Annotated in this window: 18 protein-coding genes; 14 read left to right on the top strand and 4 right to left on the bottom strand. The window is 70.2% G+C overall.

Annotated elements, in window-relative coordinates; all coding sequences use genetic code 11:
* Positions 1-51: 51 nt before the first annotated feature.
* The 8 genes from AB6V31_RS11815 to AB6V31_RS11780 all read left to right on the top strand — a co-directional run bounded on the left by AB6V31_RS11815 (position 52) and on the right by AB6V31_RS11780 (position 10,413).
* Positions 52-1,389: an ABC transporter substrate-binding protein gene (locus AB6V31_RS11815; protein WP_074694037.1), complete on the top strand. Its 1,338-nt coding sequence runs from the start codon at positions 52-54 to the stop codon at positions 1,387-1,389.
* 76 nt (positions 1,390-1,465) lie between these two features.
* Complete coding sequence (locus AB6V31_RS11810) at positions 1,466-2,386, top strand: carbohydrate ABC transporter permease (RefSeq protein ID WP_056226644.1); 921 nt, start codon at positions 1,466-1,468, stop codon at positions 2,384-2,386.
* The gene (locus AB6V31_RS11805) at positions 2,386-3,342 is read left to right on the top strand and encodes a carbohydrate ABC transporter permease (protein ID WP_369365839.1); all 957 of its coding nucleotides are present in this window, start codon (positions 2,386-2,388) and stop codon (positions 3,340-3,342) included. Before AB6V31_RS11810 ends, AB6V31_RS11805 begins: the two co-directional genes overlap by 1 nt.
* 53 nt (positions 3,343-3,395) lie before the next feature.
* Positions 3,396-4,907 (top strand): alpha-N-arabinofuranosidase, encoded by a 1,512-nt coding sequence (locus tag AB6V31_RS11800; protein WP_369365837.1) that lies wholly within the window; start codon positions 3,396-3,398, stop codon positions 4,905-4,907.
* A 126-nt stretch (positions 4,908-5,033) separates the two neighbouring features.
* Complete coding sequence (locus AB6V31_RS11795; protein ID WP_256335501.1) at positions 5,034-6,659, top strand: DUF6350 family protein; 1,626 nt, start codon at positions 5,034-5,036, stop codon at positions 6,657-6,659.
* Positions 6,660-6,799: 140 nt separating this feature from the next.
* Entirely contained in the window at positions 6,800-7,399 is a 600-nt protein-coding gene (purN, locus tag AB6V31_RS11790) for a phosphoribosylglycinamide formyltransferase (protein WP_369365835.1), read from the top strand.
* A gap of 65 nt (positions 7,400-7,464) precedes the next feature.
* The gene (purH, locus tag AB6V31_RS11785) at positions 7,465-9,075 is read left to right on the top strand and encodes a bifunctional phosphoribosylaminoimidazolecarboxamide formyltransferase/IMP cyclohydrolase (RefSeq protein ID WP_056226652.1); all 1,611 of its coding nucleotides are present in this window, start codon (positions 7,465-7,467) and stop codon (positions 9,073-9,075) included.
* A gap of 384 nt (positions 9,076-9,459) precedes the next feature.
* The gene (locus AB6V31_RS11780) at positions 9,460-10,413 is read left to right on the top strand and encodes a DMT family transporter (protein WP_369365833.1); all 954 of its coding nucleotides are present in this window, start codon (positions 9,460-9,462) and stop codon (positions 10,411-10,413) included.
* Here AB6V31_RS11780 and AB6V31_RS11775 read toward each other — a convergent pair.
* The gene (locus AB6V31_RS11775; RefSeq protein WP_369365831.1) at positions 10,394-10,912 is read right to left on the bottom strand and encodes a DUF1697 domain-containing protein; all 519 of its coding nucleotides are present in this window, start codon (positions 10,910-10,912) and stop codon (positions 10,394-10,396) included. The two genes, AB6V31_RS11780 and AB6V31_RS11775, sit on opposite strands and share 20 nt — an antisense overlap.
* Before the next feature lie 116 nt (positions 10,913-11,028).
* On the bottom strand, positions 11,029-12,456 hold the full coding sequence (locus AB6V31_RS11770) for an NAD(P)/FAD-dependent oxidoreductase (protein ID WP_369365829.1): 1,428 nt from the start codon (positions 12,454-12,456) through the stop codon (positions 11,029-11,031).
* A gap of 142 nt (positions 12,457-12,598) precedes the next feature.
* On the opposite strand from AB6V31_RS11770, the gene AB6V31_RS11765 reads away from it, so the two are divergent.
* From AB6V31_RS11765 to AB6V31_RS11750, 4 genes are all read left to right on the top strand, one after another.
* The gene (locus AB6V31_RS11765) at positions 12,599-14,206 is read left to right on the top strand and encodes an AlkA N-terminal domain-containing protein (protein WP_369365827.1); all 1,608 of its coding nucleotides are present in this window, start codon (positions 12,599-12,601) and stop codon (positions 14,204-14,206) included.
* Positions 14,203-14,700: a methylated-DNA--[protein]-cysteine S-methyltransferase gene (locus AB6V31_RS11760; RefSeq protein WP_268103394.1), complete on the top strand. Its 498-nt coding sequence runs from the start codon at positions 14,203-14,205 to the stop codon at positions 14,698-14,700. Before AB6V31_RS11765 ends, AB6V31_RS11760 begins: the two co-directional genes overlap by 4 nt.
* A gap of 295 nt (positions 14,701-14,995) precedes the next feature.
* Positions 14,996-16,861: an ABC transporter ATP-binding protein gene (locus tag AB6V31_RS11755; protein WP_056226659.1), complete on the top strand. Its 1,866-nt coding sequence runs from the start codon at positions 14,996-14,998 to the stop codon at positions 16,859-16,861.
* Positions 16,858-18,675 (top strand): ABC transporter ATP-binding protein, encoded by a 1,818-nt coding sequence (locus tag AB6V31_RS11750; protein WP_369365825.1) that lies wholly within the window; start codon positions 16,858-16,860, stop codon positions 18,673-18,675. Before AB6V31_RS11755 ends, AB6V31_RS11750 begins: the two co-directional genes overlap by 4 nt.
* 183 nt (positions 18,676-18,858) lie before the next feature.
* On the opposite strand, the gene AB6V31_RS11745 is transcribed toward AB6V31_RS11750, so the two are convergent.
* Positions 18,859-19,311 carry a GNAT family N-acetyltransferase gene (locus AB6V31_RS11745; protein ID WP_074694046.1) on the bottom strand — a complete coding sequence of 151 codons (453 nt, stop codon included), beginning with the start codon at positions 19,309-19,311 and terminating at the stop codon, positions 18,859-18,861.
* A gap of 87 nt (positions 19,312-19,398) precedes the next feature.
* On the opposite strand from AB6V31_RS11745, the gene AB6V31_RS11740 reads away from it, so the two are divergent.
* Positions 19,399-19,932 carry a hypothetical protein gene (locus AB6V31_RS11740; RefSeq protein WP_369365823.1) on the top strand — a complete coding sequence of 178 codons (534 nt, stop codon included), beginning with the start codon at positions 19,399-19,401 and terminating at the stop codon, positions 19,930-19,932.
* A gap of 114 nt (positions 19,933-20,046) precedes the next feature.
* The gene (locus AB6V31_RS11735; protein ID WP_369365821.1) at positions 20,047-22,266 is read left to right on the top strand and encodes an NADP-dependent isocitrate dehydrogenase; all 2,220 of its coding nucleotides are present in this window, start codon (positions 20,047-20,049) and stop codon (positions 22,264-22,266) included.
* Positions 22,267-22,809: 543 nt separating this feature from the next.
* On the opposite strand, the gene AB6V31_RS11730 is transcribed toward AB6V31_RS11735, so the two are convergent.
* Positions 22,810-24,210: a L,D-transpeptidase family protein gene (locus AB6V31_RS11730; RefSeq protein ID WP_369365819.1), complete on the bottom strand. Its 1,401-nt coding sequence runs from the start codon at positions 24,208-24,210 to the stop codon at positions 22,810-22,812.
* Positions 24,211-24,268 lie beyond the last annotated feature (58 nt).

Raw genomic sequence — 24,268 nt, 5'->3', positions numbered from 1 at the left:
CCATCTCCGAGAGACACCGGTGTTTCGCACCGCGAGAGGAACACACAGCCCATGAAGAACAAGGTCTTCGCCGGTCTCGGCATTGTCGCCGTGGCCGCGGCCGCACTGACCGGATGCAGCTCGGCATCCGGGTCCGCCGCTGCCTCGTGCACCAACGAGATCCTGAAGCCGGATGCCACGCAGGTGAGCGTCTGGGCGTGGTACCCGTCGTTCGAGCAGGTCGTCGACCTGTTCAACCAGAACCACGACGACGTGCAGATCTGCTGGACCAACGCCGGGCAGGGCAACGACGAGTACACGAAGTTCTCGACGTCGATCGAGTCGGGCTCGGGAGCCCCCGACGTGATCATGCTCGAATCCGAGGTGCTCTCGAGCTTCTCGATCCGCAACGCGCTCGTCGACCTGTCGGCCTACGGCGCCGCTGACGTCAAGGGCAACTACACCGATGGCGCCTGGAAGGACGTCTCCAGCGGCGACGCGGTCTACGCGATCCCGGTCGACGGCGGTCCGATGGGCATGCTCTACCGTCAGGACATCCTCGACACGTACGGCATCGCCGCTCCCACCACCTGGGCCGAGTTCGCCGACGCCGCGCAGAAGCTCAAGGACGCCGGAGCCCCCGGAGTCCTCGCCAACTTCCCGCCCAACGGTCGCGCGTTCACGCAGGCCCTGTTCGCCCAGGCGGGCTCGAAGCCGTTCACCTACGACAGCGCCGCCCCCACCGACATCGGCATCGACGTCAACGACCAGGGGTCGAAGGACGTGCTCGAGTACTGGCAGAAGCTCACGTCGAAGGGCCTGGTCGCCACCGACGAGGCGTTCACCGCCGACTACAACACCAAGCTGGTCGATGGCACCTACGCCATTTACGTCGCCGCCGCGTGGGGCCCCGGCTATCTGCAGGGACTCGAGGGTACCGACGACAGCGCCACGTGGCGCGCCGCCCCCATCCCGCAGTGGGACCCCGCGAAGCCCGTGCAGGTCAACTGGGGCGGCTCGACCTTCGCGGTCACGAGCCAGGCGAAGGACAAGGCGGCTGCGGCGACCGTCGCCAAGGAGGTCTTCGGCACCGAAGAGGCGTGGAAGATCGGCATCGAGAAGGCAGCGCTCTTCCCGCTGTGGAAGCCCATCCTCGACTCGGACTACTTCCGTGAGCTCGAATCGCCCTTCTTCGGTGGCCAGCAGATCAACAAAGAGGTCTTCCTGCCCGCGGCCGCAGGCTACAGCGGCTTCACCTTTAGCCCGTTCCAGAACTACGCCTACGACCAGCTCCAGCAGCAGGTCACGGCCGTGACGGTCGACGGCTCGAAGGATGCCTCCGCTGCGCTCGACGACCTCCAGTCGAGCCTCGAGCAGTACGCCACGGAGCAGGGCTTCACGATCAAGTGAGTCCCCGGTGGGCCGACCTGACGGTCGGCCCACCGTCCGCCCCATCCCTCTCGCCACCGTCCCACCGGGAGACCCCATGGCCACGCACACCCTCACGACGCCGTCGCGGCGCCGCGCCACCGGACACGCGCGTCGACAGCGCGTCGGGTGGCTCTTCATCACGCCGTTCCTCGTGATCTTCGCCGCGTTCCTGATCTTTCCTCTCATCTACGCCTTCGGGATGAGCCTGTTCAGCTCGACGCTGGCCACGGGCACCAAGTTCGTCGGAGCAGCCAACTATCTGAAGGCCTTCACCGATCCGCTCTTCCTCGGTGGGCTGGGTCGCGTCGCGCTGTACGCGGTCGTGATGATCCCGGCGCAGCTGCTCGTCGCGCTCGTCGCCGCCCTCGTGCTCGACACGCTCGGCACCTGGCTGGCGAAGGCGTCGCGCCTGCTGATCTTCGCGCCGTACGCGATCCCCGTCGTCATCGGTGCGCTGATGTGGAGCTTCCTCTACAGCCCCCGCTTCGGCCCGGCCGGCACGATCTTCGGGCTGTTCGGTCTCGACGCCCCCGACTTCCTCGCCAGCAGCGCGATCTTCGGCAGCCTCGTCAACATCGTGACCTGGCAGTGGTCGGGCTACTACATGATCGTCATCTACGCCGCGCTGCGCTCGATCGACCCCTCGATCTACGAGGCCGCGCGCGTCGACGGCGCCAGCGGGTTGCAGATCGCGACGCGTATCAAGGTGCCGATGATCGCCTCGTCGATGGTGATGGTCATCACCTTCGCGCTGATCGGAACGCTGCAGTTCTTCACCGAGCCGACGGTCCTGCGTTCGATCGCCTCCGGGGCCTTGCCAGCGGAGTACACGCCGAACATGTACGCGTACGCCCTCGCCTTCAGCTACAGCCAGTTCAACTACGCCTCGACGATCGCGTTCTCGCTCGCGATCGTGGTCTTCATCGGCTCGTTCGGCTTCCTCTTCCTCACCCGCAAGCAGAACGGACTCAAGTGATGGCCGTCCCCACCACCGCGCGAGACGATCGCACGCGCACCATCGTCACCGCCGGCGCGGGTCGCCCCGACCGCTCGGCACGCCGCGAGGCGCGTCGCAACGCCCGCGTCGCCCAGGGCGGACGCCGCATCGGTTCGCACGTGCTTCTGCTGGTGCTCGCCCTGTACTTCGTCATCCCCATCTGGTGGCTGTTCGTCGCCGCGACCAAGAGCACGGGCGGACTCTTCTCGAGCCCCGCGTTCTGGTTCGACGATCCGATGCAGCTGTTCGCCAACATCGCGGGCCTCTTCGAGCACCAGGGCGGCATCTACTGGACCTGGCTCGGCAACTCGTTCGTCTACTCGTTCGTGTCGGGGGTCGGCGCGACGATCGTGGCCGTGCTCGCCGGCTACGGCTTCGCGAAGTACCGCTTCCGCGGACGGGGGTTCGTGTTCGGCATGATCCTCGGGTCGGTCATGGTGCCGCTGACCGCACTGGTCATCCCGCAGTTCATGCTGCTCAGCCAGTACGGCCTCGTGAACACCGGATGGGCCGTCATCCTGCCCTCGCTTCTGAACCCGTTCGCCGTCTACCTGATGCGCGTCTACACGCAGGACACCGTGCCCGATGAGTTGCTCGAGGCCGCGCGCATCGACGGCGCGGGGGAGTGGCGCACGTTCACCACGATCGTCGTCCCCCTGCTGCGTCCCGCGATCGTCACGGTGCTGCTGCTGTCGATCGTGGGCACGTGGAACAACTTCTTCCTGCCGCTCGCGATGCTCACCAATCCCGAGACCCTTCCGGTGACCGTGGGGCTCAACCGCTGGCTCGCGCTGTCGAACGCGGGTGCCGGCGGCGAGCAGGTGTGGAACCTCATCACCTCGGGCGCCTTCATCTCGGTGCTGCCGTTGCTGCTGTCGTTCCTCCTGCTGCAGCGCTACTGGCAGGGCGGCCTGACGCTCGGCAGCGTGAAGTGACGCCCCTGCGCACCCCGACCTCTTCTTCTCGCACGACCACAGAAAGCTCACCCATGCCTGACGCACGTCTCACCATCGACCCCGGATCCGTCATCGGCCCGATCCGGCGCAAGATCTTCGGCGGGTTCGTCGAACACCTCGGCCGCCACATCTACACCGGAATCTTCGAGCCGGGTCACCCGACGGCGGATGCCGAGGGCTTCCGCCAGGACGTCATCGATCTCGTGAAGGAGCTCGGTGTCGACACCATCCGCTACCCCGGCGGCAACTTCGTCTCGGGTTTCCGGTGGGAGGACTCCGTGGGTCCCGTCGAGCAGCGTCCGCGCCGGATCGACCTCGCGTGGCACTCGACCGAGACGAACGAGATCGGCCTGCACGAGTTCTCGTCGTGGCTCGACAAGGTCGGCTCCGACCTCATGATGGCCGTCAACCTCGGCACGCGGGGGACACTCGAGGCGCTCGACCTGCTCGAGTACTCCAACGCCCACGGCGGCACCGCGCTCAGCGACCAGCGCATCGCCAACGGTCATTCGGCGCCGTTCGACGTGCGCATGTGGTGCCTCGGCAACGAGATGGACGGCCCGTGGCAGCTGGGCCACCGCTCCGCCGACGATTACGGCAAGATCGCGTCGCAGGCGGCCAAGGCGATGCGCATGTTCGACCCCGACCTGCAGCTCGTGGTCTGCGGCTCGTCGAGCGCTCACATGCCGACCTTCGGCGAGTGGGAGCGGGTCGTGCTCACGCACACCTACGACGACGTCGACCTCATCTCGTGCCACGCCTATTACGAGGAGCGCGGTGGCGACGTCGACAGCTTCCTCGCTTCGGCGGTCGACATGGACGGGTTCATCGAGAAGGTCGTCGCCACGGCCGACCACGTCGGCGCGGTCAAGCAGTCCGCGAAGCGCATCGACATCTCGTTCGACGAGTGGAACGTCTGGTACATCGACCGCTACCACGAGGTCGACAAGCTCTCCGGAGTCGACAACTTCCCCGTCGCCCCGCGCCTGCTCGAAGACTCGTACTCGGTGCTGGATGCCGTCGTCTTCGGCAACCTCATGATCTCGCTCCTCAAGCACGCCGACCGGGTGGCATCCGCTTCTCTCGCCCAGCTGGTCAACGTGATCGCGCCGATCATGACGGAGCCGGGCGGGATCGCATGGAAGCAGACCACGTTCTTCCCGTTCTCGATCACCTCGCGTCTGGCGCAGGGGGAGGCGCTGCGCCTCGATCTGCAGGCGCCGACCTACACGACCGCGGCGTACGGCGAGGTTCCGTTGGTCGACGCCGTGGCCACGCACGACGCCGAGACCGGCCGGAGCGCGGTGTTCCTCGTGAACCGCTCGACCACCGAGGCCCTCGACGTGACGATCGACGTCTCGGCGCTCGGAGAGATCGCGGTCCTCGAGTCGCACACGCTCGCCGATGACGACCGATCCGCCGCGAACACGCTCGAAGACCCCGAGCGCGTCGCGCCGGCATCCAACGAGACGGCGACGATTTCGGCGGGAACCCTCACCGTGACGCTGCCGCCGGTGTCGTGGACGGCCCTGTCGCTCGGATGACACCCGGGTCGTGCGGGCACCCGTTCCGGCGGGTGCCCGCACCTCGAGCGACGACTCCTCCGTGCGGCGGATGCCGCCGCGCCTGAGCGGCGGTCACGCGCGTCGCGGGTAGGGTTCCTCTCGCCCATGCATCGCCTCCTCATCGCACTCCTCGCCGCCCTCGACGCCGTCCTGGCGGCCGCGGGTGGCATCGCGGTCGTGCTCGCACCTCTCACGCTGCTCTGGGTCTTCGGAGTCGGCAGCCCCGACTGGGGAGCGCTCTGGCCCGCTGCCGCCGCGGTGTGGCACCTCGGCCACCTCGTCCCCGTGACGGTCACGCTGCCCGACGCGTACCTGGCCGTCACCGGGATCGACCCGACCTTCGCGACCTTCACGCTCTCGCTCGCGCCCCTCGCCTTCGCGGCGTTCACCGGGCTCTTCGCGGCCCGCTCGGGGGCACGCGCGGCCGAGGCGGGTGGCGGGCTGACCGGATGGATTTCGGGATCGCTCGTCTTCGCGGCCCTCTCCGCGGGAGTGGCGCTCACCTCGGGCGCAGCTCTCGTGGCATCCGAGACCTGGCTCGCGATCCTCTTGCCCTCGCTGATCTTCCTCGTCCCCTCGCTCATCGGCGCCCTGGTCGGCGCGTGGCGCGTCGGCGACGACGGTCCGGTCGACGCCCTCCGCGAGAGGATCGAGCGGATGCCGACCGCCTGGGCGCCCGTGCCCGGACTCGCGCTGCGCGGACTCGCGCTCACCACCCTCGGGCTCGTCGGTGTGGGCGCCGTGGTCGTGGTGGCCGGGCTCATCGCCCGCGCCTCGCAGGTCATCGGCCTCTACCAGGCGAGCAACGCCGACCTCATCGGCGCGACCGTCATCGCGCTCGGTCAACTGCTCTACCTCCCGACCCTCGTCCTGTGGGGGATGTCGTTCGCCGCCGGTCCTGGGTTCGCCCTCGGCACCGACACCGCGGTGACCCCGGCCGCGACGCAGGTCGGCGCGCTCCCCGGCATCCCGGTGCTCGGGGCGGTGCCCGACTCGACGTCGTCGTGGCTGCTGCTCCTCGCCCTGCTGCCCGTCGCCGTGGGCGCGTTGACGGGGTGGATCCTCCGATCCCGGATGCCGTTCTCCACCGGCCCCGAGCCCCTCGGGCCCCGGCTGGTGCTGGCCGTCGCGGTCGCCGCGCTCACCGGCGGGATGGGGGCGCTCGCCGCCGTCGTCTCGTCGGGGTCGATGGGGCCCGGCCGGCTCGTCGACACGGGCCCGCAGCCGGGACCGCTCGCGCTGACTCTCGGTCTGGAGGTGCTCGTGGGCCTCGCCATCCTGCTGTTGAGCCCGAGGTTCGGGGCCGACGAGGGCGACGACCGGTTCGAGGAGCGCGAAGACCGCGGGTTCTCCTTCGCCGCTCGCGAGCACGTGCCCTTCGACCGTGACGAACACGCGACGGGTCCGACCCCGACGGGGTCCCGGCTCGGGGCGGGGATCGCCCACGACGTGTGGCCGAGCTCGTACCGCGATCCGGATGCCGTCGCGACCGACACCGCACTCGGGACACGGGGAGGCGCCTCGGACTTCGAGACGTCGTCCTCGCGGGCCGGCGGGGGAGCGTCGACGCGCTCGGTGCCCCTTCCCCCCGCTTCCGATCCGACGCCGTCCGCCCCGGTGACGTCGGCGGAGAGTGCGGGGGCGTCGGACGACCTCACCGACGACGAGGTGCGCGCGCGGATCCGCGCGGCCTGGTCGGAGCACGGCGGAGAACCCGGCGACAAGGGCTGACGACCACCTTTCCGCGCCGCGGAGGTTCCCGTGCTCGTATCGACAGGGCCGCCCGGACCGGTCGCTCGGACCGCGCCGCGCCCTCGCCGTCCCGTTCGGGCGGGCCCGCGCGCTCGAGCGCACCTGCGTAGACTGAGCGCGTGCTCACGGTCGCCGTCCTCATCTCCGGCACCGGCTCGAACCTCCGCGCCCTGCTCGAGGCGGCATCCGCCCCCGACTTTCCGGCGCGCGTGATCGCGGTCGGTGCCGATCGCGAGGCCGACGGCTTCGCCCACGCCGAGCATTTCGGCATCCCGACCTTCCTCGTTCCCTTCAGCGCCTTCGCGTCACGCGAAGAGTGGGGCGCCGAGCTCGGGGCCCAGCTGTCGGTGTGGAACCCCGACCTCGTCGTGCTCAGCGGAATGATGCGTCTGCTCCCCGCCGACCTCGTCGCCGCGTGGGAACCGCGCATCATCAACACCCACCCCGCCTACCTGCCCGAGTTCCCCGGAGCGCACGGCGTGCGAGACGCCCTCGCCGCGGGTGTGACCCAGACCGGCGCGAGCGTGATCGCCGTCGACTCCGGCGTCGACACCGGGCCCATCCTCGCCCAGGAGCGCATCCCCGTGCTCCCCGGCGACGACGAGGACTCGCTGCACGACCGCATCAAGCCCGTCGAACGACGTCTGCTCATCGACGTCGTCCGACAGATCGCCGAAGGCGAGCTCGACCTCGCCGCCGCGGCATCCCGAACAGCCTGACCCGCTCGACGGGCGCCGGCCCGTCGCGCATCCGAACCCGACTCGAGACACAGGAGCCGAACGCCATGGCCGGACCCCGCCACGACCCCGCCGACTACCGCCCCCGAGACATCGTCCCGATCCGCCGCGCACTGGTGTCGGTGAGCGACAAGACCGGTCTGCTCGAACTCGGTGCGGCCCTCGCCGCCGCGGGCGTCGAGATCGTCTCGACCGGCGGCTCGGCCACCCTCCTCCGCGACGCCGGATACGCCGTCACGGACGTCTCGTCGGTGACCGGCTTCCCCGAGTCGCTCGACGGACGCGTCAAGACCCTGCACCCGAGCGTGCACGCGGGCCTCCTCGCCGACCTGCGTCTGGCCTCGCACGAGGCGCAGCTCGAAGAGCTCGACATCCGCCCCTTCGAGCTCGTCGTCGTGAACCTCTACCCGTTCGTCGAGACCGTGGCATCCGGTGCCGAGGGCGACGATGTCGTCGAGCAGATCGACATCGGCGGCCCCGCCATGGTGCGCGCCTCGGCCAAGAACCACGCGAACGTCGCGATCGTCGTCTCGCCCGAGTCGTACCCCGCGATCATTGACGCCCTGCAGGCCAACGGCGGCACGAACCTCGTGCAGCGCCGCGAACTTGCCGCCCGCGCCTTCTCGCACACCGCCGCCTACGACACCGCCGTCTCAACCTGGTTCGCCGAAGGCACCCTCGCCGACGACATCGACCTGCCCGCGCACCTCACCATCCAGGCCGAGCGTCTGTCGACCCTGCGCTACGGCGAGAACTCGCACCAGCGCGCCGCGATCTACACGCGCGTCGGCGGTCACGGCATCGCCCAGGCCACGCAGCTGCAGGGCAAGGAGATGTCGTACAACAACTACGTCGACGCCGACGCGGCCCTCCGCGCCGCCTTCGACATGGTCAAGCCGGCCGTGGCGATCATCAAGCACGCGAACCCCTGCGGTATCGCTGTCGCCGCCCCCAACGCCCTCGACCCGATCGCCTCGGCGCACCTGCGCGCGCACGAGTGCGACCCCGTCTCGGCCTTCGGCGGCGTGATCGCCGCGAACCGGACCGTGACGCTCAAGATGGCCGAGAACCTGCGCGACATCTTCACCGAGGTGATCATCGCGCCCGACTTCGAGCCCGAGGCGCTCGAGGTGTTCAAGCTCAAGAAGAACCTCCGCGTGCTGCGCCTGCCGAACGACTGGCAGCAGGAGCGCATGGACGTCCGCCTCGTGTCGGGCGGCCTGCTGCTGCAGGACGCCGATCGCTTCCCCGACGACATCGAGTCGGTCGCGAAGAACTGGGAGCTCGTCTCGGGCGAGCGTCCCGCCGACGAAGACATGGAGAGCCTCATCTTCGCGTGGAAGTCGTGCCGCGCGGTGAAGTCGAACGCGATCGTGCTCGCGAAGGGCTCGGCCACGGTCGGCATCGGCATGGGCCAGGTCAACCGCGTCGACTCCTGCCGCCTCGCGGTCGAGCGCGCCGGTGACCGCGCCGCCGGCTCCATCGCGGCATCCGACGCCTTCTTCCCCTTCGCCGACGGCCCGCAGGTGCTGATCGACGCCGGCATCTCGGCGATCATCCAGCCCGGCGGATCGGTTCGGGATGCCGAGGTCGTCGACGCCGCGCGCGCCGCCGGCGTCACGATGTTCTTCACGGGAGAGCGCCACTTCTTCCACTGAGCCGTCGCGCTTCGCACCGCCCTCGCGACCTCGGTCGCGGGGGCGGTGTGGGGTTTCGGGGTGTGGGCCTTGGCATGGGCGGGGCATTGCGAGGGCCCGCGGGGCGCGGTTTGGGGCGCTTGTTGTCGTTTGGGGCGTGAGATGTCCGCCCCGAACGACGGGATTCGCCCCAAACCCGGGGGAAGCGCGGACCGCAGGCCACGCGGGGCGGGGTGGACCGCGCGGAGTGGATGAGGCCGCTTTGGGGCGCGTTTTGTCGTTTGGGGCGTGAGATGTCCGCCCCAAACGACGGGATTCGCCCCGAACCGGTCGAGGGCGAGCCGCAGGCCACGCGGGGGTGAGTGGACCGCGCGGGCGGTGCGCCCGATCTCGCAGGGTGGAGGGATGCAGCCCGCATCCGAACACGTCTCGCGCCGCGGCCTCGTGTGGGGTGGTCTCGGCGTGCTCGCCTTCTCGTTCACCGTGATCTTCACCCGCGTCGCCGTCGTTCAGCTCGACCCGCTTTTCGTCGGGGCGGGCCGCGCCGTCGTGGCCGCGGCGATCGCGGGGGTCGCGCTCGCGGTGACGAGATCCCGGATGCCGTCGCTCAAGCAGGCCGCGCGTCTGGCCATCGTCGGCGGGGGAGCGGTGCTGGGCTTTCCGCTGCTGACCTCGTTCGCCTTGACCTCGGCGCCCGCGAGTCACGGCGCGGTCGTGATCGCCGTGCTTCCCGCCGCCACCGCCGCGGCCGCGGTGCTCCGCACGCGCGAGCGGCCCGGCCGCGGGTTCTGCATCGCGGCCGTGATCGGGGCCGTCGTCGCCGTGGCCTTCGCGGTCGGCGGCTCGGGTGGCGACGGGCTGCACGCCACCGACCTGCTTCTGCTCGGCGCGGTCGTGGCTGCCGCCGTCGGTTACGCCGAGGGCGGGGTTCTCTCGCGCGAGCTCGGCGCGTGGCAGACGATCTCATGGGCGCTCGTGCTGTCGAGCCCGGTGATGATCGGCCTCACTCTGTTCGCGGCGATCCGCACGCCGATCAACGCTGATTCCGCCGCGTGGGGGTCGTTCGCCTACCTGGCTGTCGTGAGCATGTTCCTCGGATTCGTCGCCTGGTATCGCGGACTCGCGATCGGACCCATGGCTCGTGTCAGCCAGCTGCAGCTCGCCCAGCCGGTGCTGTCGCTGGCCTGGGCCGCCCTTGTGCTCGGAGAGCCGCTCACGCTGGGGACCGTCGCGGGCGGTCTGGCTGTCATCGCGTGTGCGGCGGTCGCCGTGACGATCCGTCAGCGCTCGACCGGGTCCGCGGCGCCCCCGTCGCTCGACGCGACGGATGCCGCTGCGCTCACGCGCTCATCGCGATGAGCTTCGCGACGGTGTTGGCGTTGCGCGCAGTGCCGATGGCGCCGAGCCGCTTCTCGATGTAGCTCGCCTGTACCTTGGACCGCCCGATGCCGTCGGGGTAGCGCACGAACACCTCGCGCCCGTCGACCACGGCCTGCTCGGGCGCGTCGGCAGGGAGCTCGAGAGTGGTCGTGGAGGCGGGCTGGTCGAGGAAGACGGTCTGCACCCACCGCCCCTCCGGATCGGAAGCGAACGGATTGCGCGCGTACGCGTCGGCGAGCTCGGCGTGTGTGCGGACGATGACGGGCAGATCGAAGCCGAATCCGTCCCGCACCGCCGCGCGCACCGTCTTCGCGATGGTGGCGGAACTGCGCCGCCCCGGGTTGAGTACGAGGTTGCCCGCGACCTGCAGCGTCTCGACCTCACCCAGACCGGCGGATGCCAGCACTTCGCGCAGCGCGGGCATCTTCATCGCCGTGGGTCCACCGACTCCACGGATCAGGGCGACGGAGCGTGACATGAAGCGACCTTATTTCGTGCGACTCCCTCGGGAGAGGGGCGGGGGGACGAGCGACACGCGACAGGCCATGCCCCTGCCCGGTCGAGCACCGATCGGCGTCTCACGCCCGCCCCGACTCAGGCCGAGTCGCGCCCCAGGGTCTCGAGCAGGCGCAGCCACACCTCGCTGACCGTCGGGTACGACGGGACGGCGTGCCAGAGCCGCTTCACCGGCACCTCGCCGACGATCGCGATGGTCGCGGAGTGCAGCAGCTCGGCGATGTCGGGGCCGACGAAGGTCGCACCGACCAGCACGCCCCGATCGAGGTCGACGATCGCGCGGGCCTTGCCCACGTAGGCGTCTGACTGCTCGCTCGAGCCGGCGACGCTCGCGAGGTCGTAATCGAGGACCTTCACGTTCAGGCCCTTCTCTTCGGCCTTCTTCGCGGTGAGCCCCACCGAGGCCACTTCGGGGTCGGTGAAGGTCACCTGGGGCACCGCGTCGTGATCGGCGGTCGCCACGTGCGCGCCCCACGGCGCGTCGTCGATCTCGTCGCCCTTCGCTCGGGCAGCGATGACGTCACCGGCCGCGCGAGCCTGGTACTTGCCCTGGTGGGTGAGCAGCGCGCGGTGGTTGACGTCGCCGACGGCGTACAGCCAGTCGAAGCCGCGGACGAGGAGGGTGTCGTCGACGTCGAGCCAGGCGCCCGGCGTCAGACCCACGGCATCCACCCCCAGGTCTTGCGTGCGGGGCGTGCGCCCGATCGCGACGAGCACCTCGTCAGCGGTGACGGTGGTGCCGTCGGAGAGCTCCAGGGTGGCACGACCGTCGTCGTCGCGACGAGCCGAGGTGGTGTCGGCGCCCGTCTTGACCGTGACGCCGCGTTCGCGCAGGGAGTCGGCGACGAGTTCTCCGGCGAACGGCTCGTTGCCGCCGAGCAGTCCCGAGCGGGCGATGATCGTGACGTCGCTGCCGAGGCTCTGGAACGCGGTGGCCATCTCGGCGCCGACGACCCCGCCGCCGATGATCGCGAGCGAGGCGGGGATCTGCTCGACCGCGGTGGCCTCGCGGCTGGTCCACGGCGAGATGTCGGCCAGGCCCGGGATGTCGGGAAGGAGCGCAGCCGACCCGGTGCACACGGCGACCGCGTGGCGCGCGACGAGGTCGGTGGTCGTGCCGTCGGCGGCGGTGACGCGGACCGTCTTCTCGCCCGTGAGCGTGCCGTGGCCCCGCACGAGATCGATGCCCGCGCCCTGCAACCACTGCACCTGGCCGGAGTCGTCGTAGTTGCTGGTCATGGTGTCGCGTCGACGCAGTACGGCGGCGATGTCGAGGTCGCCGGTGACCGCCTGCTTCGCGCCGTCGACGTCGCGAGCGGCCCGCAGGGCGGCGGCACTGCGCAGCAGAGCCTTCGACGGCATGCAGGCCCAGTACGAGCACTCGCCGCCGACGAGCTCGGTTTCGACGATGGCTGCCGTGAGGCCGGCCTGGACGGCTCGGTCGGCCACGTTCTCGCCGACGGGGCCGGCGCCGATGACGATGAGGTCGTATTCGCGTTCGCTCATGGTGTTCACGGTACCGACGACCTCCGACATCGCATCGGGGTTGCGCCCGGGCGGGCAGAGGGAGAAGTCCGAGATCGGGCGTCTCACGGCCGTGTCCGATTTCCGCCAGCCGATGTCGGAGGTCGGTGGCAGGGTGGATGCCATGACCACCACCGTCCCCGAGCTCCCGGGCTTCGCCGAGCGCTACCGCGTCATCCAGTCGCGCGATCGACGCTTCGACGGGCAGTTCGTCACCGCGGTCCGGTCCACGCGCATCTACTGCCGTCCGAGCTGCCCTGCGCGCACGCCGAAGGAAGAGAACGTCACGTTCTACGCCACCTCGGCGGCCGCGCACGAGGCCGGTTACCGCGCGTGCAAGAGATGTCTGCCCGAGGCGGCTCCCGGTTCGCCCCTGTGGGACGTCCGCGGCGACGTCGTGGCGCGCGCCATGCGCCTCATCGCCGACGGTGTCGTCGATCGCGAAGGGGTTCCGGGACTCGCCCGCCGATTGGGCTACTCCTCGCGTCACCTCACGCGCCTGCTCACCGCGGAGCTGGGGGCCGGTCCACTCGCCCTCGCCCGCGCGCACCGGGCCCACACGGCTCGGGCGTTGCTCGTCGGCACCGACCTGTCGTCGGCCGATGTCGCGTTCTCGGCCGGGTTCTCGAGCGTCCGACAGTTCACCGACACCATCGGGGAGGTGTTCGGCATGCCGCCACGCCATCTCCGTGCGCGGCGCTCGCGCGACTCGGGGCTCGAAGCCTCGGCGGGCGAGATCGACCTCGCCCTCCCCGTCCGCGGGCCGATCGACACGATCGGTCTGTTCGGATGGATGAGGGCCCACGCGATCCCCGGGGTCGAAGAGGGCGACGACCGGTCGTTCGCGCGGGTCGCGCGTCTTCCGGCGGGGCCGGCGTGGTTCGAGGTGCGTCTCGCCGACGACGGGCGCCTTCGCCTGCGCGCCCGGCTCTCGGCCCTGGCCGACCTGGGTACCCTCATCGCCCGCGTTCGGAGGCTGTTCGACCTCGACGCCGATCCGCTCGCGATCGACGAGGCCCTCGCACGGCATCCCGAACTCGCTCCCGCCGTCGCGGCGATCCCGGGCGTCCGGGTGCCCGGGGCGATCGACGCCGACGAGATGCTGCTTCGCGCCATGATCGGGCAGCAGATCAGCGTGGCCTCGGCCCGCACGATGCAGGGGCGTTTGACCGCCGAACTCGGCGAGCAGACCGCCGTCGGTCCTCGGCCGTTCACGCTCTTCCCCTCGCCGGCGGTGATCGCCGAGCGCGGGCTCGAGGTCTTACGCGGCCCCGCCGCGCGCATGCGGGCGATCGTCGAGACGGCGGCGGCGCTGGCCGACGGCAGCCTCGAGCTCGGCGCCGGCGACGACGGTGCCGAGCAACGGGAGCGGCTCCTGGCGATGCGGGGGATCGGCCCGTGGACCGCCGACTACGTGCGGATGCGCGTGCTCGGCGACCCGGACGTCCTCCTCCCCGGAGACGTGGCCGCCCGCGCCGGTGCGGCGGCCCTCGGCCTCCCCTCCGATCCGGCCGGTTTCACGAGCTGGTCGCAGCGGCTGGCGCCCTGGCGCAGCTACGCGATGGCGCACTACTGGTACGCCGCGCCCGTGACGCAGGCCTGGCGCGCGCCGGCGGAGTCCGGGGCCGCGGTCGCCGCGGCGCCCACCCGCCGGCGAAGCCCCCGCCTCCGCACCGACATCGTCCTGCCTTCCTCACCCGCACCCGAGACCGAGAGCGAGAATCTCGCATGACCGCTGCCACCCTCCAGTTCGTCGAGACCCCCGACGGGCCGTTCGCGATCCTCGCCGATGAGGCCGACCGGGTGCTCGTATCCGGCTGGACCGACGACACCGACGCCGTCCTCGCGCGCCTCCGCCCTGAGCGACGACCCGCCGACATCCGCCCCGGCGACACCTCGGCGGCCGAGGCGGTGCGCAGGTACTACAGCGGTGACCTCGCCGCGATCGACGCCGTCGCCGTCTCGCAGTGGGGGACACCCCTCCAGCTCGCCGGGTGGGAGGCGCTGCGAGCGATCGAGGTGGGAACGCCCCTCACCTACACGGGCTTCGCCGCGGCGCTCGGCTCACCGTCGGCCGTGCGGGCGGCGGCGTCCATCTGCGCGCGGAACGCGGTCGCGCTCTTCGTGCCCTGTCATCGCGTGCTGCGCGGCGACGGGTCGATGGGCGGCTTCGCCTGGGGCACGCACGTGAAAGAGAGCTTGCTGGCACGCGAATCCGCCGTCTGACCGGCCCGTCGTCACAAGACACTCTTGCCTCCAGCGTTTTCTCAGGGATATCCTGGAGGGCTGCCGTCCCCCCGCGGAAGCTTCACCGAACAAGGAGGATGCCATGGACCAGACCGACGCCCCCGTCGCCCCTGTTGCCGCCGCACCCTCCCGTGCTGCACGACCCGGCCGACGCCCCTAGGGCTCCGCGTCCGCGCTCCGGCGCCCCGCTCCGCCCCGATCGACGACCTTCGTCGCGCCCCTGGCACCTCTTTCCGCGCCCGATCCCGGCGCCCGCTTCGACCCCACGAGGATCATGACTCCCTCTACGCCTCCGCCCCGTCTTTCGACACCGCGCGCGCTCGCGCGGCTTCTCCCCATCGCACGGCCCGTGCTCCCGCGTCTCATCGCGGGTGCCGTGACCGCCCTCATCGCGAGCCTCCTGGCGCTGGCGATCCCGCTGGTGCTCGAGCAGATCGTCGCCGGTCCCATCGCCTCGCTCGATCCTGCAGCCCTGGTGTGGGGCTCGCTCGCGGTGCTCGGTCTCGGTCTCGCCGAGGCCGCGATGGTGTGGCTGCGCCGATGGTTCGTGCTCGCGCCGGCGACCAAGGTCGAGTACGACCTCCGTCAGTCGTTCTACTCGCGCCTGCAGCGTCTGCCGGTCGCGTTCCACGACCGGTGGCAGTCCGGTCAGCTGCTCTCGCGCATGATGCAGGACATCAGTATGCTCCGCCGCTGGCTGGCCTTCGGCGTCATCCTCCTCGTGGTCAACATGCTGACGATCGCCATCGGCGCCGTCCTGCTCTTCCGCTGGCACTGGCTCCTCGGCGCGCTGTTCCTCGTCACCTCGGCGCCCGTGATCTACGTCGGCTTCCGCTTCGAGAAGCGCTACGGCGCGCTGACCCGCCAGAGCCAGGACCAGGCCGGAGACCTCGCCACGTCCGTGGAAGAGAGCGTCCACGGCATCCGCGTCCTCAAGGCGTTCGGGCGGGGCGCGCACGCGCTCAGGAAGTTCACCCGCCAGGCCGAGTCGCTGCGCGAGACCGAGATCGACAAAGCCCGCGCCATCGGATGGATCTGGTTCTGGCTGGTTCTTCTGCCCGACATCGCCTTCGCGGTGTGCCTCGGCGCGGGCATCGTGCTGACGCAGCTGGGCCAGCTGCAGGTGCCCGAGCTGGTCGCGTTCTTCGCGATGGCCACGGTGCTGCGGTGGCCGATGGAGTCGATCGGCTTCCTGTTCTCGTTCCTCCTGGACGCGCGCACCGCGACCGATCGCATCTTCGAGGTGTTCGACGAGCAGAACACCATCGTCGACCCCGAGAACCCCCGTACGCTCACCGAACCCCGCGGCGAACTCACGTTCGAGAACGCCCACTTCCGGTACCAGGATGCCGCCGACACCGAGCGCGACCTGCTCGACGGCGTCGACCTGGTCCTGCACCCCGGTGAGACGATGGCCCTCGTCGGCCTCACGGGTTCGGGAAAGACGACGTTGACGACCCTGCCCGGTCGCCTGTACGACGTCACGGGCGGGCGCGTGCTGATCGACGGCGTGGATGTCCGCGACCTCACACTCGCCGAGCTGCGGCGTCACGTCGGTATGGCCTTCGAAGACGCGACGCTGTTCTCGCAGACCGTGCGCGACAACGTGCTGCTGGGTCGAGAAGACCTGACGCCTGGTTCGGACGAGGCCGAGGACATCCTGCGCGAAGCCCTGCAGGTCGCCCAGGCCCAGTTCGTCTACGACCTGCCGGACGGACTCGACACCGTCATCGGTGAAGAGGGGCTCAGCCTCTCGGGCGGACAGCGTCAGCGTCTCGCCCTTGCGCGCGCCGTCGCCGCGCGCCCGGCCGTGCTCGTGCTCGACGATCCGCTGTCGGCACTCGACGTCGACACCGAGGCGCTCGTCGAGGACGCCCTGCGCGAGGTCCTCAGCGAGACGACCGCCCTGGTCGTCGCGCACCGCCCGTCGACGGTGACCCTCGCCGATCGGGTCGCCCTTCTCGAAGAGGGTCGCATCACCGCGGTCGGCACGCACTCCGATCTGCTGCGCGAGAGCGACCACTACCGCTACGTGATCTCGAGCCTCGAAGAGGCCGAGCAGGCCGAACGCGAAGCCCGCACCGGGGCCATTCCCGTCATGACCGATGATGCCCTCGCCGACAAGGAGGCGACCCGATGAGCACCGCCACCGTGTCCGGAACCAGCGGCGAAGACCGCTCCGACTACACGCGCGACGAGAGCCGGTCGATCCGCCAGCGTTCGCTGCGCCTCCTCGGCACGCTCGTGTCGCCCCTGCGCTGGCAGCTCGTCCTCGCCGGTGCCGTCCTCGTCGTGTCGACCGCTCTGCGCGTCGCCGGTCCCGCGCTGATCGCCTTCGGTATCGACAACGCCCTGCCGGCCGTCATCGAACGATCCGACTGGATGCCGACCATCGGCGTCGTGGGCGTGTACCTGCTCGCGGGGATCGGCGGTGCCGTCCTCATCGGGTGGTACGTCGTGGTGGCCGCTCGTCTCACGCAGGCGGTCATGCTCGATCTGCGCAAGCGGATCTTCCTGCACACGCAGAAGCTCAGCCTGGAGTTCCACGAGTCGTACACCTCGGGCCGCATCATCTCGCGTCAGACGAGCGACCTCGACACGATCCGCGAGCTGCTGGACGGTGGCCTCAACGAGCTCGTGTCCGGCGTGCTCTACGGCCTGTTCACCCTCGGGGCGCTCTTCCTGATCGACTGGCAGTCGGGGCTGATCCTGACGGTCATGGGAATCCCCATGTACCTGTTGATGCGCTGGTTCTACTCGCGTTCGCAGGTGATCTACCGCGAGTCGCGCGTGATCAGTGCCCAGGTCATCGTGAAGTTCGTCGAGTCGATGACCGGCATCCGCGCGGTGAAGGCGTTCCGCAAGGAGCCCCGCAACGATCAGGAGTTCGGCAAGCTCGCGGCCGACTACCGCGACGTCAACATGCGCTCGATCAAGCTGTTCGGCACGTTCGAACCCGGGATCATGGCGGTCGCCGCGGTCTCGGTCGCCGTCGTCCTGCTCTGGGGTGGCGGTCGTGTGATCGCCGGGCCCCTCGAGATCGGTGTGCTCACCGCGGCGGTGCTGTACGTGCGGAACTTCTTCTCGCCGCTGCAGGAAGTCGCGTTCTTCCTCAATTCCTACCAATCGGCGACGGCGGCGCTCGAGAAGGTCTCGGGGGTTCTGGAAGAGGAGCCGACGGTTCCCGACCCGACCGACCCCGTCGACCTGTGGACCGCGAAGGGCCACGTGCGGTTCGACGAGGTGACCTTCGGGTACTCCGACGACCGCGTCATCCTGCCGCACTTCTCGCTCGACCTCCCGGCGGGGCAGACCGTCGCCCTCGTCGGGACGACGGGTGCCGGAAAGTCGACGCTGGCGAAACTGGTCTCGCGGTTTTACGACCCCTCGAAGGGGGCGGTGACCCTGGACGGGGTCGACCTCCGCCTCCTGCACCCCAAGGATCTGCGGCGCGCGATCGTCATGGTCACGCAGGAGGCGTACCTGTTCAGCGGAACGGTGGCCGACAACATCGCCCTCGGAAAGCCCGACGCGACCATGGACGAGATCCGCGCCGCCGCTCGCGCCGTGGGTGCCGACGCGTTCATCTCGAAGCTGCCCGACGGCTACGACACCGACGTGAACAAGCGCGGTGGCCGCGTCTCGGCGGGGCAGCGTCAGCTGATCTCGTTCGCTCGCGCGTTCCTGGCCGACCCGGCCGTTCTGATCCTCGACGAGGCCACCGCCTCTCTCGACATCCCGAGCGAACGCCAGATCCAGAACGCGCTGCAGACGCTCCTCGCCGACCGCACGGCCATCATCATCGCCCACCGCCTGTCCACGGTGGCAATCGCCGACCGCGTCCTGGTGATGGAGCACGGCCGCATCATCGAGGACGACACTCCCGCCGCCCTGATTGCGGGGACGGGCAAGTTCGCCCAGCTGCACGCCGCCTGGCGCGAGTCCCTCGTCTGAGACGGCAGCGCACACCGGATGCCACGTTCCCTCGGGGGCGTGGCATCCGTATTTCTGCCGAACATCGCCGGGAGCACTCTGCGACCGCGCGCGACGCGTTCGCGCGGCGGCGCCCCTCACCGGGGCACCGCGGGTCTACCCGAGAACAGTCAGCGGGGGACAGCGGGTCGGCCCGAGAACGGGTCAGACGCTGGCGCGGGCGATGATCTCGCCGTACTCGGTCTCGCCGACGGGCTCGAAGCCCACGCGCTGGAAGAACGCCTCGGGTCCGCCGACGCCGGGCTCGTAGATGACGTCGACGTGGTCCATGCCGCGGCCCCGGGCCTCCTCGAGGACGGCGGCGATCGCGTAGCTGCCGACACCGCGGCCCTGCTCGTCGGCGTCGACGTTGATGCGCCACAGCACCGATCGGAAGTGCTCCTCGTGCGCGTCCGGGTCGAAGTTCGCGCTGACGAAGCCGACGACCTCGTCGCCGTCGAGCACGACGCGCTGCCACGACGTCTGCGGGTTGCTGACGGTCGCCGCGATGCCGTAACTGACCGGCGCGAGGAACTGCTCCTGCCCGGGCTTGAGCGACAGGGTGTTCACGGCCACGATCGTGGCGGCGGACAGTTCGACGAGACGCAGGTCAGCCATGGGCCCAGGCTAGCGGCACCCCCACCCCGCCCCCAAGATCGCATGCCGTCGCATGCGGTTCTCGTCACCTGTGCATACGCTGGGCGGGTGCACGATGCTGACCGGCCCCTGCGAGCGCCCGAGACGAGCGCGGGGCGTCACCGGATCGCCCTGTCCTGCACGGTGCACGTTCCGCAGGGCGTTCAGGATGCCGTTCTGCTCGCGTTCGAGCAGGCTCTGCAGCGCGCACATCTGCGTGCCGCGCCGGAGCGAGCGGCCCACGCGAACCCGGGTGCGACGGGAGAGACGCTCAGCGTCTACGAACGTGGCAGCTTCATCGCTGACACGCTCTTCAACGGGACCGGTCTGTCCCTGCTCACCACCCGCGTCGGACCCCTCTCGATGCAGGCGGTCGTCGTCCTCACGGCGCGCACGGTGAACGATCTCAGCCGCGTCATCGTGTCGATGGTGGTCGGGGGAGAGGTCGCGCCCGAGATCGCTCGAGAGGTGGATGCCGCCATCGACGATCTCGTCGCTCGCGGCATCGTGGTCGAGGGACCGGGGTGGGCGCGGGCGGTCGACGTTCCCCGCGAGAGCCTGGCGCACCCGCGGACCGCGCGAGAGCACGGCATCCGGGGCTGAGAAGTCCGCACGGGACGGCGGAGGGATGCCGAGAACTATCTCGACATCAAGAGACTTTGCCCACGTGCGATAGGCTGAATCGCAACCCTGGCCGCCTCTACGGAGAGATCTGACGTGCCCGATTCCACCATCATTTACACGTACACCGACGAGGCGCCGGCTCTCGCCACCGCGTCGTTCCTGCCCATCGTGCAGGCCGTCACGAAGCAGGCGGGTGTCGACGTCGAAACCCGCGACATCTCGCTCGCCGGCCGCATCCTCGCGGCCTTCCCGCAGCGCCTCACGCCCGAGCAGCAGGTCGGCGACGCGCTGGCCGAGCTCGGCGGTCTCGCCACGCTGCCCGAGGCGAACATCATCAAGCTGCCGAACATCTCGGCATCCATCCCGCAGCTGAAGGCCGCGATCGCGGAGCTCCAGTCGCAGGGCTACGACATCCCCGACTACCCCGATGAGGCGTCGAGCGTCGAAGACAAGGACGTGCGCGCGCGTTACGACCGCATCAAGGGCTCCGCTGTGAACCCCGTGCTGCGCGAGGGCAACAGCGACCGCCGCGCCCCGCTCGCGGTGAAGAACTACGCGAAGAAGCACCCCCACCGCAACAAGGCGTTCGCCGAGGGTTCGAAGACCCGCGTCGCGACCCTCGGTCACGACGACTTCCGCTCGAACGAGAAGTCGGTCGTGCTCGGCGACGACGACGTGCTCACCATCCAGCACGTGGCCGCCGACGGCTCCACCACCACGCTGAAGGAGGGCCTCAAGGTCCTCCAGGGCGAGATCGTGGATGCCACGTTCCTCTCGGCCGCGGCCCTCGACGCCTTCCTCGCCGACACCCTCGCGCAGGCGAAGGCCGACGACGTGCTCTACTCGGTGCACCTGAAGGCCACGATGATGAAGGTCAGCGACCCGATCATCTTCGGCCACGTCGTCAAGGCGTTCTTCGCCGACGTGTTCGACCGCCACGGCGACGCTCTCGCCGCGGCCGGCCTGACCCCCAACGACGGCCTCGGCTCGATCCTCGCGGGTCTGTCGAACGTCGAGGGCGGCGACGCCATCGCCTCCGAGATCCGCGACGCTCTGGCATCCGGCCCCCGCCTGTCATACGTCAACAGCGACAAGGGCATCACCAACCTGCACGTGCCGAGCGACGTGATCGTCGACGCGTCGATGCCCGCGCTCATCCGCAACGGCGGAAAGCTGTGGGGCGCCGACGGGGGAGAGGACGACACGCTCGCCGTGATCCCCGACTCCTCGTACGCCGGTGTCTACCAGGCGACCATCGAGGACGTCATCGCCAACGGACCTCTCGACCCGGCCACCATCGGCTCGGTGCCGAACGTCGGTCTCATGGCCCAGGCCGCCGAGGAGTACGGCAGCCACGACAAGACCTTCGAGATCGGCGCTCCCGGCCTCGTGCAGGTCGTCGCGTCGAACGGCGACGTGCTGCTCGAGCACGAGGTCAGCACGGGCGACATCTGGCGCGCGACCCAGACCAAGGACGTCGCCGTCCGCGACTGGGTCAAGCTCGCCGTCACGCGCGCCCGCGCCGCCGGCGTCCCGGCCGTGTTCTGGCTCGACGAGACCCGCGCGCACGACCGCAACCTCGTCGCCAAGGTGCACGAGTACCTCGCCGACCACGATACCGAGGGCCTCACCATCGAGATCCTCGCCCCCGCCGAGGCGACGACGTACTCGCTTGAGCGCATCCGCCGCGGTGAGGACACGATCTCGGTCACCGGCAACGTGCTGCGCGACTACCTCACCGACCTGTTCCCGATCCTCGAGGTGGGCACGAGCGCCAAGATGCTGTCGATCGTCCCGCTGCTCGCGGGCGGTGGCCTGTTCGAGACCGGTGCCGGCGGCTCGGCCCCGAAGCACGTGCAGCAGCTCGTCGAAGAGGACTACCTCCGCTGGGACTCGCTGGGTGAGTTCTTCGCCCTCGCGGCCTCGCTCGAGCACCTCGCCGACACCACGGGCAACGACCGTGCCCGCGTGCTCGCGCAGACCCTCGACGCCGCGACCGGCACGTTCCTCGAGAACGACAAGTCGCCCGGCCGTGCCCTCGGCACCATCGACAACCGCGGCAGCCACTTCTACCTCGCCCTGTACTGGGCGCAGGAGCTGGCGAAGCAGTCGACCGATGCCGACCTCGCCCAGGTCTTCGCCCCGGTCGCCGAGAAGCTGGCCGCGGAGGAGCAGACGATCGTCGCCGAGCTCAACGCCGTCCAGGGCCACCACGCCGAGATCGGCGGGTACTACCGCCCGAACACGGAGCTCGTCGAGAAGATCATGCGCCCCTCGGCCACGCTGAACGCCGTGGTCGACGCCCTGCGCTGATCCTGAAACCCGGAAGGGGCGGATGCCACACGGCATCCGCCCCTTCTGCATGTCCGGGCCGCGGCTCGGATCGTCGGCGCGGCACATCTCCTGCAACCCGCGGTTCTCGGGCCCTTCGGAGGGCCCGGACGGGCCTGATTGCAGGAGTTGTGCGCGCCGGGGCCCCGGAAGCGGGGTGTCTGGGCCGGCTTCAGGGCGGAAGTCCTGTGTGGTGTCCGGATGCAGGGACCACGGCCGTTGATCGAGCGACGGTTCGGCACGGGCCGCTCAGCCGGTCTTCCCGGGCTGGGCGGTCGGCCCTAGGTGCGCCGAGCTGTCGGCACAACTCCTGCAATCAGCGGTTCTCGGGCCCTTCGGAGGGCCCGGACGGGCCGGATTGCAGGAGTTGTGCGCGCCGGGGCCCCGGAAGCGGGGTGTCGGGGCGGGCTTGAGGACGGAAGTCCTGCGTTCGGTCGCGGCGGGGCGACGCGGGACGCGAGGCGCGCAGGGAGAAAAGCAGAGGGGCGGATGCCGAAGCATCCGCCCCTCTCCAGGGATCCGGGCTCAGTAGTGGACCGAGACCTCGGTACCGCGGTAGGCCCAGTCGTACAGCTCCTTGGCCTGCGGGATGGTCATGTTGATGCAGCCGTGGCTCATCGGCGTGCCGAAGTTGTTGTGCCAGTACGTGCCGTGGAAGCCCTCGTCGCCGTTGAAGTACGCGACCCAGGGGACGTCCTTGGTGCAGTAGTCGTAGCCGGGGACGCAGCCCATGTCCTGCATCGCGGTCTTCCAGCCGATGCGGAAGTTACCGGTGTGGGTGGCGTGATCGCCCGCGCCCGACGAGATCGTGTACGTGCGGTACACCTGGCCGTTCTGCCACAGCGTGGTGGTCTGCGTGCTGAGGTTGACGTCGATGCGGCGCTCGGTCTTGGTGGTGTCGAACGGCGTCTCGGTCACGGGCAGGGCGTAGCGACCGTTGCCCTCGGCGAGCTGCTTCGCGAAGGCTGCGGCCACCCCACTGGTGTCGCCGAGCGCGCGGCCCGACTGCCCCTCGGTGAGCGCCTTGATGACCTCTCCGCCGGTGTCGACGATCACGTCGGCGTTGACGGCGGCGCGGTCGACCGCACCCGGGAGGCCCGCGACGGCGGACTGGATCGCGGCCTGATCGGCCGAGATGGCGAAGTCGCCCTTGCCGTCGGGGGTGACCGTGAGCCACGAAGCGGCGGTCGCTCGGTCGACGGGGACGGTGCGCTCCTCGCCGACGTAGAAGCCGACCGAATCCAGGATGCCGTTGAGCGTGGCGACAGCGGCGCCGGCCTCGTCGGTCGAGACGGGGGCGTCGACGGGCACGAGGCTCGCGGTGACGGTCGCGGTGCTCTGGCCCGCGTCGAACGCGGACTGGAGGGCCGCTGTCACGGCGGCGACGTCGATGCCCTCGCCGGCTTCGGCGGGGGTGGCGACGTACGCCTGCGAGCCCGCGTCGTACGCGATGGAAGCGTCGACGGGCGCGCGGTAGGTGCCGGGGGCGCGGTTCTTCAGCGCGGTGGCGGCCTCGTCGGCGTTCACCTGCACCTGCACGCCGGTGCCCTCGGGGAACCACGAAGCGGGCTTCCACATGGGGTTGTCGGCGAAGGCCTTATCGGCGAGGGCGGCGGCGTCGACGGTCGCGCCGAGGTCGGCTCCCGTGACGGTGACAGCGCCGGCGGGGGAGTCGACGGTGATCGTGGTCTCGGCCAGGCGGTTCGAGATCGCCTGGGCGGCGGCGCCGGCGGTCAGGCCGCCGATCTGCACGCCCGCGACCGATGCACCCGGTGCGATCAGCACGAGGGAGGCGGCGATGAGAGCCACGGCCGTCGCGCCGGCGGGGATGCCGATCCAGAGGCCGGAACGGTTCTTGCGCTTCGTCGGCTCGGGCGGTGCCCAGGCGTAGGTCGCGCCGTCGGTGCCAGGTGCGCCGTCGGTCATAAGTCAAACCCCCCGATAGTCAGTCTTCCCATGCTACGAGCGGATGTTGCGCGTACAC

Source organism: Microbacterium sp. 16-032, from assembly GCF_041079455.1.
Taxonomy (GTDB): domain Bacteria; phylum Actinomycetota; class Actinomycetes; order Actinomycetales; family Microbacteriaceae; genus Microbacterium; species Microbacterium testaceum_A.
Note: the sequence above shows the minus strand (reverse complement) of the source record. Positions and strands in the feature narration are given on the sequence as shown.

What these genes read in the sequence shown, in the direction of transcription:
- AB6V31_RS11815 (WP_074694037.1), top strand. Translation starts at nt 52, where the DNA reads ATGAAGAACAAGGTCTTCGCCGGTCTCGGCATTGTCGCCGTGGCCGCG.
- AB6V31_RS11810 (WP_056226644.1), top strand. Translation starts at nt 1,466, where the DNA reads ATGGCCACGCACACCCTCACGACGCCGTCGCGGCGCCGCGCCACCGGA.
- AB6V31_RS11805 (WP_369365839.1), top strand. Translation starts at nt 2,386, where the DNA reads ATGGCCGTCCCCACCACCGCGCGAGACGATCGCACGCGCACCATCGTC.
- AB6V31_RS11800 (WP_369365837.1), top strand. Translation starts at nt 3,396, where the DNA reads ATGCCTGACGCACGTCTCACCATCGACCCCGGATCCGTCATCGGCCCG.
- AB6V31_RS11795 (WP_256335501.1), top strand. Translation starts at nt 5,034, where the DNA reads ATGCATCGCCTCCTCATCGCACTCCTCGCCGCCCTCGACGCCGTCCTG.
- purH (WP_056226652.1), top strand. Translation starts at nt 7,465, where the DNA reads ATGGCCGGACCCCGCCACGACCCCGCCGACTACCGCCCCCGAGACATC.
- AB6V31_RS11780 (WP_369365833.1), top strand. Translation starts at nt 9,460, where the DNA reads ATGCAGCCCGCATCCGAACACGTCTCGCGCCGCGGCCTCGTGTGGGGT.
- AB6V31_RS11775 (WP_369365831.1), bottom strand. Translation starts at nt 10,912, where the DNA reads ATGTCACGCTCCGTCGCCCTGATCCGTGGAGTCGGTGGACCCACGGCG.
- AB6V31_RS11770 (WP_369365829.1), bottom strand. Translation starts at nt 12,456, where the DNA reads ATGAGCGAACGCGAATACGACCTCATCGTCATCGGCGCCGGCCCCGTC.
- AB6V31_RS11765 (WP_369365827.1), top strand. Translation starts at nt 12,599, where the DNA reads ATGACCACCACCGTCCCCGAGCTCCCGGGCTTCGCCGAGCGCTACCGC.
- AB6V31_RS11760 (WP_268103394.1), top strand. Translation starts at nt 14,203, where the DNA reads ATGACCGCTGCCACCCTCCAGTTCGTCGAGACCCCCGACGGGCCGTTC.
- AB6V31_RS11755 (WP_056226659.1), top strand. Translation starts at nt 14,996, where the DNA reads ATGACTCCCTCTACGCCTCCGCCCCGTCTTTCGACACCGCGCGCGCTC.
- AB6V31_RS11750 (WP_369365825.1), top strand. Translation starts at nt 16,858, where the DNA reads ATGAGCACCGCCACCGTGTCCGGAACCAGCGGCGAAGACCGCTCCGAC.
- AB6V31_RS11745 (WP_074694046.1), bottom strand. Translation starts at nt 19,311, where the DNA reads ATGGCTGACCTGCGTCTCGTCGAACTGTCCGCCGCCACGATCGTGGCC.
- AB6V31_RS11730 (WP_369365819.1), bottom strand. Translation starts at nt 24,210, where the DNA reads ATGACCGACGGCGCACCTGGCACCGACGGCGCGACCTACGCCTGGGCA.